12 protein-coding genes are annotated in these 13,434 nt (G+C 71.5%); 5 read left to right on the forward strand and 7 right to left on the reverse strand.

The window, feature by feature from the left end:
• Positions 1–12: 12 nt before the first annotated feature.
• The 3 genes from AOK01_RS03830 to AOK01_RS03840 form a co-directional block, all read right to left on the reverse strand.
• Complete coding sequence (locus tag AOK01_RS03830; protein ID WP_055508368.1) at positions 13–546, reverse strand: GNAT family N-acetyltransferase; 534 nt, start codon at positions 544–546, stop codon at positions 13–15.
• A 117-nt stretch (positions 547–663) separates the two neighbouring features.
• The gene (locus AOK01_RS03835; protein ID WP_055508370.1) at positions 664–1,110 is read right to left on the reverse strand and encodes a hypothetical protein; all 447 of its coding nucleotides are present in this window, start codon (positions 1,108–1,110) and stop codon (positions 664–666) included.
• Between the two features lie 425 nt (positions 1,111–1,535).
• Positions 1,536–1,964: a protease inhibitor gene (locus AOK01_RS03840; RefSeq protein WP_055508372.1), complete on the reverse strand. Its 429-nt coding sequence runs from the start codon at positions 1,962–1,964 to the stop codon at positions 1,536–1,538.
• A 426-nt stretch (positions 1,965–2,390) separates the two neighbouring features.
• Between AOK01_RS03840 and AOK01_RS03845 the strand changes: the two genes are divergently transcribed.
• Both AOK01_RS03845 and AOK01_RS03850 read left to right on the forward strand, forming a co-directional pair.
• Entirely contained in the window at positions 2,391–3,398 is a 1,008-nt protein-coding gene (locus AOK01_RS03845) for a hypothetical protein (protein ID WP_055508374.1), read from the forward strand.
• Positions 3,399–3,538: 140 nt separating this feature from the next.
• On the forward strand, positions 3,539–4,708 hold the full coding sequence (locus AOK01_RS03850; RefSeq protein ID WP_055508376.1) for a lactate 2-monooxygenase: 1,170 nt from the start codon (positions 3,539–3,541) through the stop codon (positions 4,706–4,708).
• 36 nt (positions 4,709–4,744) lie between these two features.
• Here AOK01_RS03850 and AOK01_RS03855 read toward each other — a convergent pair whose 3' ends face one another.
• From AOK01_RS03855 to AOK01_RS03865, 3 genes are all read right to left on the reverse strand, one after another.
• The gene (locus AOK01_RS03855; RefSeq protein ID WP_063792710.1) at positions 4,745–6,445 is read right to left on the reverse strand and encodes an RICIN domain-containing protein; all 1,701 of its coding nucleotides are present in this window, start codon (positions 6,443–6,445) and stop codon (positions 4,745–4,747) included.
• A 407-nt stretch (positions 6,446–6,852) separates the two neighbouring features.
• The gene (locus AOK01_RS03860) at positions 6,853–7,230 is read right to left on the reverse strand and encodes a hypothetical protein (RefSeq protein WP_055508378.1); all 378 of its coding nucleotides are present in this window, start codon (positions 7,228–7,230) and stop codon (positions 6,853–6,855) included.
• Positions 7,231–7,233: 3 nt separating this feature from the next.
• The gene (locus tag AOK01_RS03865; RefSeq protein WP_055508380.1) at positions 7,234–7,479 is read right to left on the reverse strand and encodes a hypothetical protein; all 246 of its coding nucleotides are present in this window, start codon (positions 7,477–7,479) and stop codon (positions 7,234–7,236) included.
• Between the two features lie 247 nt (positions 7,480–7,726).
• On the opposite strand from AOK01_RS03865, the gene qcrB reads away from it, so the two are divergent.
• The 3 genes from qcrB (at position 7,727) to AOK01_RS03880 (ending at position 12,743) form a co-directional block, all read left to right on the forward strand.
• Positions 7,727–9,343, forward strand: coding sequence for a cytochrome bc1 complex cytochrome b subunit (qcrB, locus tag AOK01_RS03870; protein WP_055508382.1), 1,617 nt, complete (start codon positions 7,727–7,729; stop codon positions 9,341–9,343).
• Positions 9,344–9,445: 102 nt separating this feature from the next.
• Positions 9,446–10,699: an SLC13 family permease gene (locus AOK01_RS03875; RefSeq protein ID WP_425424717.1), complete on the forward strand. Its 1,254-nt coding sequence runs from the start codon at positions 9,446–9,448 to the stop codon at positions 10,697–10,699.
• Positions 10,700–10,850: 151 nt separating this feature from the next.
• A complete protein-coding gene (locus tag AOK01_RS03880; protein WP_055508385.1) occupies positions 10,851–12,743 on the forward strand; it encodes a glycoside hydrolase family 9 protein in 1,893 nt (630 codons plus the stop codon).
• Positions 12,744–12,769: 26 nt separating this feature from the next.
• Here the strand turns inward: AOK01_RS03880 and AOK01_RS03885 are convergent, their stop codons facing one another.
• Positions 12,770–13,417, reverse strand: coding sequence for an HAD-IA family hydrolase (locus AOK01_RS03885; protein ID WP_055508387.1), 648 nt, complete (start codon positions 13,415–13,417; stop codon positions 12,770–12,772).
• Between the last annotated feature and the right edge of the window lie 17 nt (positions 13,418–13,434).

Raw genomic sequence — 13,434 nt, forward strand, 5'->3', positions numbered from 1 at the left:
CAGGTACGTCTGTCAGGGCAGAGGTACTTCGAAGTGCACGACCGACTGGCCGCCGCCGGGTTCCTCGCGCTCGTCGTGGACCGCCTTGCCCAGCGCACGCCAGAACGCCTCGGCGCCGGGCACCGCCGGGTCGGTGTGCAGATAGACGGAGCGATAGCCGCCGTCGGCCGCCGCGAAGCCGAGCAGCCCTCCGACGAGCCGCCGGGCCAGACCCTGCCTGCGGTTCTCGGGGCGGACGTACACCCGGCGCAGCTGGGCGGTCTCGCCGGAGGGGTAACGCTCGGCGACGTGGCGCGGGTTCGGCGGATGGGCCGGGCCGCGGGAGTCGAGCGCCGCGGTCGCGGCGACCGTCCCGTCCCGCTGGTCCACCGCGACCAGCAGGGTGTGGCGGGCGGGCGCGAGGTAGGCGCCGTGCAGGTCGATGATGTCCTGGTGCCAGCGAGGTACGTACCCGGTGCCGAAGTCCCGGTACACGGTGTCGAGCATCACGGATCGGGCGCCGTCGACGTCGTCGGGGGTCGCCTCTCTTATGCAGTATTCACGCACTTGCGCATCATATGCATTAAGGCTGGACGGGCCGGTGCGGGGTCAGATCTTGCGGGGTCAGATCTTGCGGGGCCGGGTCGTCCGAGGTCGGGGCGTCCCGGGGCGGGCCGTACGGCGTCAGGCCGTCCGGCGCCACGATCCCTTCCACACGACCCATACGTGGCCGTCGGGGCCGTGGTGCACGTTCAGTCCGTCGACGACGGCGAGCAGCGGCAGGTTCTTGGCGTCGACCTGTTCGCCCGCGTCCAGCGAGACCGCGACATCGTCGGTGGCCGCGACGGTGATGCCGGAAGGGTCCGCCGTGAGAACGATCCGGCAGGCGTCGGCGGCGCTGCGCGCCAGCAGGCATTTACTCGTGGAACAGCCCGCGTCGAGGACCGGGGAGACGAACGACAGCGGGGCGTCGATCACCCGCGTCACCGCCACGGCGGCCGCCTGGGCCGCGAACTCGCCGTCCGCGCGCGAGAAACGGGCCGTGAACTCCATCTCCCGGACGGGCTCCATGACCCCGTGCTCGGTGAGCAGCGGAGGGCCGTCCGAGGAAGCGTGTACGGGCGTTCCCACCGCCAACCCTCCTTGGCCAGACAGTCGTACGTACGAAGGTGCGGCCGGGGACTGAGGCAGCACGGCGACTGTACGGCCACAACCTGCCCATGAACAGGGCACGTTGCCCAAACACAAAGACCAAAAGTCAACAGCTACAGCCGAAATTCACTGAGTCGAGTGAACTGGATATTTCTCCTGAATATGCCCTGCCGGGTCTGCCGCGCCTGGCGACCCGGCAGGGCTCCAGACGACTCCTGGCGACTCCTGGCGACTCCTGGCGACAACGCCTCGCGACGACGCCAGGGCCGGCGGAGACGGCCCCACTCCGTCTCCGCCGGCCCCTGTTACGAGATCGCGTGGCACTCCGCGACGGGACTCGCACTCCCCATCCGCATCCGCGGGCCTCCGTCGACGCACTCGGAGAGCCGCGCGACCCCGGTCTCTCAGAACGTGAAGACGCTTGTCCCGTAGGAGTTCTTCACGCACTCGTTGGAGAAGGTCCGCTCATAGGAGACCCGCCGGCCCTGCCAGACGCCGTCGACCGTGACGACGACGGGATCGTGTTCGCGGGTGCACATGACGTCGGCTCCGGCCGACAGGGCGTCGAAGTCCCCGCCGGCCGCCCGCAGTTCGCCGCAGGCGGCGGTCGCGGCCGGGTGGGTCCCCGAAGCCGTCGGCGCACAGCTCAGGGTGACCGCGCGGTCAGGTGTGGCCTCGGCCGCGATCTCACCGTGCCCCGTGGTGAGCACCAGGGACGAGGGCGCGTACAGCGTGGGCGGCGCAGGGGTGGCGAGCGCGGTCCCGGTGAGGGGACCGCAGACGGCGGTGGCCGTCAGTGTGATCGTCGCTGCCCAGCGCGCGGTGTTCGGCATCGTGTGCATCCTTCCGCTCGGTCGGTCGCCGTACCGGCTCGGTGGTGCCGGTACGGCGAGCGCGAGTCTGCCGAGTTCGCGGCGCGAAGACACGTCGACCCCACGCGTTTCGGTAACCTTGCGTATTGAATCAGTGGCTTGAAGTGACGGAATTCGAACGTGCGAGCCTTGGAGCTGCGCGGGCTCCGAGCCGCCGCGGGGACTCGCTGGCCGAATATCCCCTGCTCAGCAATAGGCCGGAAACATTCCGCTGCCGGCGGCAACCGACCACGGCCATGGGTCACGCACGGCCGACGGCATCCTCCGTGATCTCCGTGATCTCCGTGATCTCCGTTCCGGCGGCTTCCGGTGACTCCGACGGCGAAAACCGGACAGCTCCCGCCGCACGGGCCGTCCGGGAACGCGGTCTTCGTAGACTGCCCCGCCATGGGAGAGATCTACGGGCTGGGCGAGATCACCTGTCCGTCCGGTGAGTTGGTGATCGTCGACGGTGGTCACCTCGGCATGTGGAGCGGGGAGGGTTCACCCGCGCTGGTGGACCCGGCGGCGTTCGGCGTCCGGGAGCCGGCGGTCGCCGCCGATGTGAGCGCGGCGACCGACTTCGTGGTCACCGGCCCCGACGCCGACACCGCGGCCCACTCCTTCGACCGGCAGCCCGGCCGGACGCTGCACGACATCCCGGCGTCCGGGGTCACGCGGCTGACCGAGCTCTTCGACGCGCACTGCCGGGAGCACGGCCTCGACGCCGCACTCGAAGCCTGTGCCGAGCGCGTACCGCACCGGGAACGGGTGCGGCGGTGCGCGGAGCGGGGCGGAGGCTGCTTCCTGATGCACGGCGTGCCGGTCGTGGCCCTCGGCGGACTGCCCCGGGACCGGCCGCTGCCGGTGCTGGCGACCGGCGCCGGCATCGTGGTCTCCGTCGACCCCGCCTCCGCCTCCGTCACCAAGTCCGTGGAGCTCGGGGAGATCCGCGTCGACTGGGCCCGCCTGCTCTTCGGGGACGCCGACGCGCTGACCGCGTGGCGGCACGACGAACCCGTCGACGGGCTGGCCGACGTCGCGTTCTGGGGCGCCGCCGAGGAGGCAGCCGCCGCGGAGTTCGCGGCTCCCGAGCTGGGCGAGCCCGGCGAGGACGGGGTGAAGGGATGGACGGGTCTGCCGATGCCGGACGCGATGCGGCTGGCCGGCGCGCTCTTCGACTGGAAGGACGCGGACCCGCGGCGGCGGCTGATGGTGGACTTCCGCCCGCACTCCCACCACTGGCAGGTCATGCGCGCGGTCCGCGCCTCCCCGGCGGAGGCCGGGACCGTCGAGGTCGGCGGCGCGCGCGTGCTGTGCGCGATGACCGGTCAGGGCGACGGCTGGTTCCCGGTGTCGGCGGAGCTCGACCCGACGGGCCGGCTGGTCGCCGTGCGCGTGTCGTTCCCGGCCTGACTGTCCGCCCGGACGAACCGCGCGCCCACAGTGGACGGATCTTGTCCCGCTCGTCAGGATCGTCGCAGCGACGACGTGGTGTCCGGCGGAAACAGGGCAGGCCGGGTGGCGGGACCGAGTGCGAGAGACGGGACGTACGGATGACGAAGCACTGGGCGGACTTCCAGTACGAGATCTATCTGAACGGGATGACGGGCACGGTGCCCCGGCTGCCCACCGATCTGACCCGGCTGGAGGAGCTGACCGAACAGCGGCTGGGGCCCGGCCCGGTGGGCTATGTGGCGGGCAGCGCCGGCAACGGCAGTACGGCGCGGGCCAACCGGGCCGCGCTGGAGCGCCGCCGGATCGTGCCGCGCATGCTGCGCGACGTCCACGAACGCGACCTGTCCGTAGAGGTGCTGGGCCGCCCGCTGCCCGCGCCCCTCGCGCTCGCACCGGTCGGCGTCCTGTCGATCATGCACCCGGACGCCGAGCCGGCCGCCGCCCGGGCAGCCGCCGCGCAGGGCGTGCCGTACATCCTGTCGTCGGCGTCCAGTACGCCGATGGAGCAGGTCGCGGAGGCGATGGGCGACGGGGAGCGCTGGTTCCAGCTGTACTGGGCCAAGGACCGCGAGGTCACGAAGAGTTTCCTGGACCGGGCGAAGGCGTCCGGGTTCACCGCGCTGTTCGTCACGCTGGACACGCCCCTGCTGGCCTGGCGGCCACGCGACCTGGACCAGGCGTACCTGCCGTTCCTGCACGGTGTGGGCACCGCCAACTACTTCTCCGACCCGGCGTTCCTGGCGGGCCTGGCCAAGCCGGTGCACGAGGACCCGAACGCGGCGGTCATGCACTTCGTCGGGATGTTCGCGGACCCCGCGAAGACGTGGCCCGACCTGGAGTTCCTGCGGGAGAGCTGGGACGGCCCGATCGTCCTGAAGGGTGTCCTCCACCCGGACGACGCCCGGCGGGCCGTCAACGCCGGGATGGACGGCGTGGTCGTCTCCAACCACGGCGGACGTCAGGTGGCCGGCGCCGTCGCCGCCGCCGACGCGCTGCCCAGGGTGGTCGAGGCCGCCGGGGACCGGCTGACCGTCTTCTTCGACAGCGGGATCCGCACGGGCGACGACATCTTCAAGGCCCTGGCGCTGGGCGCCGAGGCGGTGCTCGTCGGACGTCCGTACGCCTATGGGCTCGGCCTCGACGGACAGGCGGGCGTCGAGCACGTCATCCGCTGCCTGCTCGCCGAACTCGACCTCACCCTCGCCCTGTCGGGACACTCCGGCCCGGCGAGCGTCGGCGCCGAGGACCTGGAGGAGGAGCCCGCGTGAACGCCGTCTCAACACGCCGAGCGTGGTGTTGTCCGGTCACAGACCGAGGCCGGTGACCGGCCCGGCCGGCGGCGGGGGCAACGGCGTGGCGGAAGGCGGGCCGGTGCGCGGGCCGGCCGCCGCCGGGTCGGCGAACCGCGCGTCCCTGCCCGCTATCGACAGCGACTCGGGGGTCGCCTCGGCGGCGTCGGTGAGCCAGCGCTGCGCGTCTCCCCCGTCGCGGATCTTCACCACCACATCCGCCTCCGCCTCGTTCGAGGAGGGCGCGACGGCGAGTCCCGCCTGCCGGCGGGGCAGCAACTCGCCCTGCACGGTGAGGTCGTAGCGCACGTCGTCACCCCGCTCGGCGGACGCGCCGACGCAGCGGCCCAGGACGATCACACCGGCGTCCGCGTGGGAGTCCAGGCACAGCCCGGGGTCGGCGGCGCTGCGCAGCAGCCCGTCCTTCTCGTACGTCCACTTCTGGGTCCCGGCCGCCGAGCACGTGTCCAGCTCGGCGCCGACGCCGGCCTTCGCCGTGCCGCCCTTGATGTCGAGACAGAGGTCGGCGGCGAGATTGCGCAGCCGGGTCCGGACCGGTCCGTCGGGAAGTCCCACCGAGCCGGGCGGGGCCGACGACCTGGCGGGCGGTGCCTGCCCGCCGGGGGCGAGGCTGCCGGACGCCCCGACGGTGGCCGAGGGGCCGGTGCCTTCGTCGTCCCCCGACCCCAGCCCTGCGACCAGCACGGCCGCGAGCAGGGCCACCGAGACCAGTCCCGCGCCGGTGAGGAGCAGCTTCGAGCGCCGTGGGCCCGAGGAGGAGTGCCGCCCCTGCCCGGCGGCGAACCGGGGCAGCAGACGGGAGCGTCCGCCGCTGCCCCGGCGCCTGCTGCCGTAGCGGGTGGCACGGACTCCCGAGTGGCCACGGCTCGGCCGTGATTCGAGATAGCGACGGCCGCCCCAGCCGAGCACGCCTTCGGCGAGCAGACCACCGAGACCGCCTTCGAAATGGCTCAGCTGTTCGGCCGCATAACGGCAGAAACGGCACGCCAGCAGATGCTGCTGCACATCGGGGAGCAAGGCGCCGCCGCGCCGAATCGGAACATCCAGCAGACGGTTGTAGTGACGGCATTCCTTGTTCGGTGCGAGTTCACGGTGGGCCCGTACACAGCCCTCGCGGAATTTCTCGCGGGCCTGCTCCAGTGTCAGCGCCGCGGTGTCGGCATCCATACCCAGAAGACCAGCCGGTACGGAAATGTGCTCTGCCTCGACCTCGGTGTGCCAGAGCACGCACTGGGCGAGTCCCGGAAGGGCCTGGAAGGAACGTTCCGCGAGCTTGCGGTTTTCCGGTGTCATGGACTTCGTCACGCGCATACCGCGGCCGCCGGCCGGTTTCCGGAGATCGGGCAGCACCTCGGATATCCGGTCCTGCGCGGACCACACCGTGATGATGTCCCGTACGGCCACCAGGAACTGGGGGCGCAGCGCGGCGGTGGACCCGGCGCGCCGGAGGCGTGCCAGTACCTGCTGGAACGCGGCCGCGGTGACCATCGAGGCGACGTTCGCCGAGGAGGCGAGGCAGATGACCGCGTAGTCGTGGGTCGGCTGCCAGTGGCGTGCGAGCAACAGCGCGACGGAGTGGGTGAGTTCGCTCTCCGGCTGGGCCCTGAGGAGGGCCGCGAGGCTCTCGTCGGATTCTTCCGGAGCGGCACCGGAGCCAGGCGGATATGGCGGACGAGGGGGGTGAGGGGTGTGCACTGAGCGGTTTCCTTCCAAGGCACAAGGTGGCACACAGGAGTTCTGACCGCCGAAAAAGAAGCTCCTGGTTGGTGCGTACCTTTTGGGCTTGGCGCACGGAAAGCGGCCGGGACTTCGACCACTCGACATCCGTCGGCCGTGGGCTTTTTGGGCCCGGCGGCACGCTGAAATCCCGAACACCGAATCAGACCTGGCCATTGGCCATGTGCGGGGAGTTCACCCTTGCACATCACGCTCAGGCCCAACAAGGCACTTGAGCCACTTCGACGACATCCGCGTATTGACGGAAAGTCAGTGGTCATCGAGGTCGGTGACCGTCTCGGGCAAATGTTCACGCACACGTCTGTTTTCGGCATGCCATTTCCCGTCCTCGGCCGGCGGCCTTGAGGACGGGTCGGCGGAACGGCTCAGATCTGCCAGCCGCGCAGCCGGTCGGCGGCCACGAAGACGTCCGCCTTGCCGGACATCAGATCGCGGGCGAGGTCGACGAGGGCCCCGTACGGAGGGTCGATCCCGACACCGCTCACGAACATGTAAGAGACCGCCGCCGCGCAGGCGAACCGGGCGTTGGCGGAGGGCAGCGGCTTCAGCAGGGCCAGGGTGTGCAGCAGCGCGGCGGCACGCCAGGCCGGGTCCGAGTCCACACCGAGCCGGGGCGGGTCCACCCGGTGCCGGGCCACCGCGGCCACGAAGACCGAGAAGTCGTTGACGGTCGGCTGGTCGGGCAGCACCTCTTCATGGCGCTGGAGCAGCCAGGGCACGTCGATGTGAATCATGGGGGCCATGGGTCAGGCGGCCCGCCCTTCGCCCTTGGCGGGTGGTTCGTCGTCGGGGAAGGCCGCGGCGAACTCCTCGGCGTGTGCCGCGAAGAACCGGCGGAAGACGTCCGCGCCCTCCTGCAGCGCCCGGTGCCGCACGATGTCGGCCGCGGCCGCCTCACGCACCAGGGCTTTCATCGACGTACCGCGCTCCTTGGCGATCTGCCGCAGGTCCTCTAGCTCACGCTCGCTGAACTCCACGTTGAGAGCTGGCATGCCCTCACGGTACCGCGCGGGTACTCGCTGGTAAATACCGGCAGGTCAGGGCCGACAGCCGCCGGTACCGGAGGACGGTTTCCACACCGGCCCGCCGTTCCGGGGCGCACTGAGACCTGTGTCACATTCCGGCGCGGGCTGTCACATCCCGGGCCCCCGGAGCCCTCGCAGTAGTGAGCGCGCTACGGGAGGCACAGGCATGTCCGACATTCACCCACGTACACCCGGCGGAGAAGGAGGCGGACGCGTGACGACCACCGAACGGCCCGGCACGAAGGCGTCCTCCGGTCAGCGGGTCGCCGACTGGTTCGACGGCCGGCTCGGCACCCACACCATCGGCAGGAAGTACCTGCGCAAGGTCTTCCCGGACCACTGGTCGTTCCTGCTCGGGGAGATCTGCCTCTACAGCTTCGTCGTCCTGATCCTGACGGGCGTCTATCTGACCCTGTTCTTCCACCCGTCGATGAACGAGGTGACGTACCAAGGCAGTTACGTCCCGCTGAACGGCATACGGATGTCGGAGGCGTACGCGTCCACGCTGGACATCAGCTTCGACGTGCGGGGCGGTCTGCTGATCCGGCAGATCCACCACTGGGCGGCGCTGATCTTCATCGCCGGGATGCTCATGCACATGATGCGGCACTTCTTCACGGGCTCGTTCCGCAGGCCCCGTGAGATCAACTGGCTGTTCGGCTGGACGCTGCTGTTGCTCGGTCTGTTCGAGGGGCTCTTCGGCTACTCGCTGCCGGACGATCTGCTGTCCGGCACCGGCATGCGGTTCGTGGACGGCGCGATCCTGTCGGTGCCGATCGTCGGCACGTACCTGTCGTTCTTCCTGTTCGGCGGCGAGTACCCCGGGCACGACATCATCGCGCGCTTCTACTCGCTGCACATCCTGGTGATTCCCGGGATCATGGCGGCTCTGGTGGTCGCGCACCTGATCCTCGTCGTGTACCACAAGCACACCCAGTTCCCCGGGCCGGGAAAGACCGAACAGAACGTCGTGGGCACGCCGTTCATGCCGGTCTACCTGGCCAAGGCGGGCGGTTTCTTCTTCCTGGTGTTCGGGGCGATCACGCTCATCTCGGCGATCGCGTCGATCAACCCGGTCTGGTCGTACGGCCCCTACCGCGCCGACCAGGTCTCCACGGGCGCCCAGCCGGACTGGTATCTGGGCTTCGCCGAGGGGCTGGTACGCGTCATGCCGGGGTGGGAGATCACCGCGGCCGGGCACACCCTGGTCCTCGGCGTGCTGATCCCGATCGTCGTCTTTCCCCTGCTGCTGGTCTTCATCGGCGTGTATCCGTTCCTGGAGTCCTGGGTCACCGGCGACCGACGCGAGCACCATCTCCTGGACCGTCCGCGCAACCGGCCGATCCGTACGTCCATCGGCACCGCGTGGATCAGCCTCTATCTCGTCCTGCTCGCGGGCGGCGGCAACGACATCGTGGCCACCCGCTTCCATCTGTCGATCAACACGGTCACCTGGGCCGTACGGATCGCGTTCTTCGCCGTCCCGGTGATCACCTTCGTCGTCACCCGGCGCGTCTGCCTCGCCCTCCAGCTCCGGGACCGCGACCTGGTGCTGCACGGCCGCGAGACCGGCGTCGTCAAGCGGCTCCCGCACGGCGAGTACGTGGAACTGCACCGGCCCCTCTCCCCCGCCGAGCTGCACACCCTCACCCAGCACGAGCAGCCCCGGCCGCTCGACCCCGGCCCGGCCGAGGACGCGAACGGCGTGCCGAGCCCGAACCGACGGGTGCCGATCCTGCGGACCCGGCTCTCCCGGGCGCTGTACGGCGACGGCACCCAGGTGGCGAAGCCGACGGCCGAGGAGTACCGGGCGGCCCACCCCGAAGCCTGAGGCGTAAGCCCTTAGGCTGGAGGACCCAAGGCGTACGAATCCGGCAATCACCTCTTCAAGGAACGTCCCCTGAGCTCCACACTCGCGACCGTTCTCTCCGCCGTGCTGCTCGTGGCGGTCCTGGCCGGCGCCGTGGTCCGGCCGTTCGGCCTGCCGGAGGCCACCGTGGCCGTCCCGGCCGCCGGTCTGGTGCTGGCCACCGGCGCCATCTCCCTCGACCACGCGCGGGCCGAGGCCGAGCTGCTCGGTCCGGTCGTGGGCTTTCTCGCGGCGGTGCTCGTGCTCGCCAAGCTCTGCGACGACGAGGGGCTCTTCCAGGCCTGCGGCGCCTGGCTGGCCCGTACGTCGAGAGGCCGGCCGCAGCGCCTGCTGGCCGCCGACTTCCTGCTCGCGTCGGTCATCACGGCCGTACTGAGCCTGGACGCCACGGTCGTGCTGCTGACCCCGGTGGTGTTCGCGACCGTGGGCCGTCTCGGCGCCCGCCCCAAGCCCCATGTGTACGCGTGCGCCCATCTGTCGAACACGGCGTCGCTGCTGCTGCCCGTCTCCAACCTCACTAACCTGCTCGCCTTCACGGCCAGCAGTCTGAGCTTCCCCCGGTTCGCCCTGCTGATGGGTCCCGCGTGGACCGTCGCGGTCGCCGCCGAGTACCTGGTCTTCCGGCGCTTCTTCGCCGACGACCTGTTGGACGGCTCCCCGGGACGGTCCAGAGCCGGAACCAAAGCCGGAGCCGAGACCGAGGCCGAACCCGTCGACACGCCCGTGTTCGCGCTGGCCACGGTCGCCTGCACCCTCGCGGGCTTCGTCGTCGCGTCCGCGCTCGGTGTCGAACCGGCCTGGGCGGCGTTCGCGGGAGCCCTCGTCCTGGCCGGCCGCGCACTGGTCCGCGGGCGCACCACCCCGCTCGCCGTCGCACGGGCCACCTCGCTGCCGTTCCTCGCCTTCGTCCTGGCCCTGGGCATCGTGGTGCGGGCCGTGGTCGACAACGGTCTCTCGGACGCGCTCGGCCACCTGGTCCCGCACTCGGCGACCCTGCCCGCGCTGCTCGGCCTCGCGGTCCTCGCCGCGGCGCTGGCGAACCTCATCAACAACCTCCCGGCGGTCCTGGTCCTGCTGCCCCTGGCCGCGCCGGCGGGACCCGGGCCGATCCTCGCCGTCCTGCTCGGGGTGAACATCGGCCCCAACCTCACCTACGCCGGTTCGCTGGCGACCCTGCTGTGGCGGCGGATCGTCCACCGGCACGCCCACACCGTCGATCTCGGCGAGTTCACCCGCCTCGGTCTGCTCACCGTGCCCGCCACGCTGATCCCGGCCGTGGCGGCCCTCTGGGTCTCGCTGAGTGTGTTCGGGACCTGACGCACGCGCGGCTCGGCGAGGGCGCGCGCGGAGCATTGACGCTGTGGCATGGCCATGCAATGCTCCCGACCGGTGGGAGCGCTCCCACCGATCCCGTCCGACCGCTCCAGCCGGCATCCAGGACCCCATTCCAGGCACCGGGAGGCGCTCCATGCTCACGTTCCCGCACCCGCACCACCGCCGCAGCGCCCGCACGCGGCGCCGTACCGGAAGACGCGCCACGGCCGGCCTGCTGACAGCCGCCCTGCTGTCGGGCGGGCTGGTCCTCGCGCCGGGCGCGGCCGGGGCCCAGTCCGCCGCCCGCGATCTCGCCACCGCTGCTGCCGCCGCCGCGATCACACCCGTACGGGTCAACCAGGCGGGCTATCTCCCCGACGGCCCCAAGCGCGCCACCGTGGTCAGCGCGGCCACCGAGCCATTGACCTGGCAGTTGCGCGGCGCGTCGGGCGCCGTGGCCGCTGCCGGCCGGACCGTCGTACGCGGCGCGGACGCGGCCTCGGGCGAGGCGACCCACCTGGCGGACTTCTCCGCGTACCGCGGGACGGGCCCGGGTTACGTCCTGGTGGTCGACGGGCGGAGCAGCGCGCCCTTCGACATCCGCGCGGACCTCTACGACGGCCTGCGCTCCGACGCCATGGCCTTCTTCTACCACCAGCGCAGCGGCACCCCGATCGAGGCGTCACTGGTGGGGCCCGCCCACGCGCGGCCGGCCGGGCATGTCGGCATCGCCCCGAACCAGGGCGACACGAACGTGCCGTGCCAGGCGGGCGTGTGCGACTACACCCAGGACGTACGGGGCGGCTGGTACGACGCCGGGGACCACGGCAAGTACGTCGTCAACGGCGGGATCTCCGCCTGGCTGCTCGTCGACTCGTTCGCGCGGGCCCGGCGGGCGGGTACCGCGTCCGCGCTCGGCGACTCGACCCTGCGGATTCCCGAGCGCGGCAACGGCGTACCCGACGTCCTGGACGAGGCGCGCTGGGAGCTCGACTTCCTGATGCGGATGCAGGTGCCCGCGGGCAGGCCCTACGCCGGTATGGCCTTCCACAAGATCCATGACGCGGCCTGGACGGGCCTGCCGACCCGGCCCGAACTGGACGCCCAGCCGCGCGAGTTGCACCGCCCGTCCACCGCGGCCACGCTCAACCTCGCCGCGACGGCGGCCCAGTGCGCGCGGGTCTTCGCACCGTACGACTCCGCGTACGCGAAGCGGTGCCTGAGCGTGGCCCGCACGGCGTGGACCGCGGCACAGGCGAACCCCGCGCTGTACGCGCCGGACTCGGACAGCACGGGCGGTGGCGCCTACAACGACACGCAGGTCACCGACGACTTCTACTGGGCGGCGAGCGAGTTGTACGCGGCGACCGGGGAACGCGCCTACCGCGACGCGGTCACCTCCTCGCCCTGGCACACCTCGTCCGACGCGCTCACGCCGACCGGCTTCAACTGGGCCGACAGCGCGGCCCTCGGCCGGCTGACCCTGGCGACCGTCCCGAACAAACTGCCCGCCGCCGACATCGGGCGCGTACGGGCGTCAGTGACGGCCGCGGCCGACGGCCACCTCGCCACGATGGCCGGACAGGGCTACGCCGTGCCCATCCCCGCGAACGGATATGTGTGGGGCTCCAACAGCCAGGTCACCAACAACGCGATCGTCATGGCCACCGCCTACGCGCTGACCGGGCAACAGCGGTACCGGGCCGGGGTGTTGGAGACGATGGACTACCTGCTGGGCCGTAACACCCTGGATCTCTCGTACGTCACCGGCTACGGCGACACGTACGCCCGCAACCAGCACCACCGGTTCTGGGCGCACCAGTACGACACCTCGCTGCCGAACCCGCCGGCGGGCTCCCTCGCGGGCGGCCCCAACAGCGGTCTGCAGGATCCGGTGGCGCAGGAGCGGCTGGCCGGGTGCTCCCCCGCGGCCTGCTACATCGACGACATCGGCTCGTACTCCACCAACGAGGTGACGGTCAACTGGAACGCCCCGCTGGCCTGGCTGGCGGCGTTCGCCGCCGAGCGGCGCGCACCCAAGTCCTGACCCAGGTCCTGACCCGGAGCTTTTCGTCAGTGCCGCAGCAGTTCCGCCGCGCCCAGGTCGAGTACGCCGTCGTGCCAGGTCAGCCCGCGCAGATCGCGTACGACGACCGGGGCGTCGGTGTCCAGGCCGCGCGGCCCGACGCCGATTGCGTACGCACCGGCCGCGGCCCCCGCCGTGGCGCCCGCGGCGCTGTCCTCCAGGACGACGGTCCGTGCCGGGTCCACGCCGAGCCTGCCGGCCGCCGCGCGGTAGCCGTCGGGGGCGGGTTTGCCGTGGCTGACGTCGTCCGCGGTGATGAGCACCGGCGGCAGGGGCAGACCCGCGGCGGCGAGACGGGCCCGGGCCAGACCGGTGACCCCGGAGGTCACGACGGCCCAACTGCCGTGCGGCAGGCTCGTCAGGAGGTCTAGGGCCCCGGGCAACGCGGTCGTCGTGGCCGCCACCTCGATCTCCAGGCGGTCGATCTCGGCGAGGGCGGCGGGCCGTTCCCCGGCGTCGGTCACCAGCAGTGCCACGGTGTCGGCGGAGCGCCGTCCGTGCACCATCTCCGTGACGTGCTCGGCGGAAAGTCCGCGGGTCCGGGCCCACCGGCTCCACGCCTGGTCGACGCCGAGGTCGGAGTCGACCAGGACGCCGTCGTTGTCGAAGAGGAGGCCTTCGCAGGGGATCTTCATGTCGGGATGTCGGGCCC

Origin of the sequence: Streptomyces aurantiacus, from assembly GCF_001418335.1 — a bacterium.
Taxonomy (GTDB): Bacteria; Actinomycetota; Actinomycetes; order Streptomycetales; family Streptomycetaceae; genus Streptomyces; species Streptomyces aurantiacus.

Coding starts and splice junctions, on each gene's coding strand:
- AOK01_RS03865 (WP_055508380.1), bottom strand. CDS start 7,479: ATGCCAGCTCTCAACGTGGAGTTCAGCGAGCGTGAGCTAGAGGACCTG.
- AOK01_RS03880 (WP_055508385.1), top strand. CDS start 10,851: ATGCTCACGTTCCCGCACCCGCACCACCGCCGCAGCGCCCGCACGCGG.
- AOK01_RS03845 (WP_055508374.1), top strand. CDS start 2,391: ATGGGAGAGATCTACGGGCTGGGCGAGATCACCTGTCCGTCCGGTGAG.
- AOK01_RS03885 (WP_055508387.1), bottom strand. CDS start 13,417: ATGAAGATCCCCTGCGAAGGCCTCCTCTTCGACAACGACGGCGTCCTG.
- AOK01_RS03860 (WP_055508378.1), bottom strand. CDS start 7,230: ATGGCCCCCATGATTCACATCGACGTGCCCTGGCTGCTCCAGCGCCAT.
- AOK01_RS03850 (WP_055508376.1), top strand. CDS start 3,539: ATGACGAAGCACTGGGCGGACTTCCAGTACGAGATCTATCTGAACGGG.
- AOK01_RS03840 (WP_055508372.1), bottom strand. CDS start 1,964: ATGCCGAACACCGCGCGCTGGGCAGCGACGATCACACTGACGGCCACC.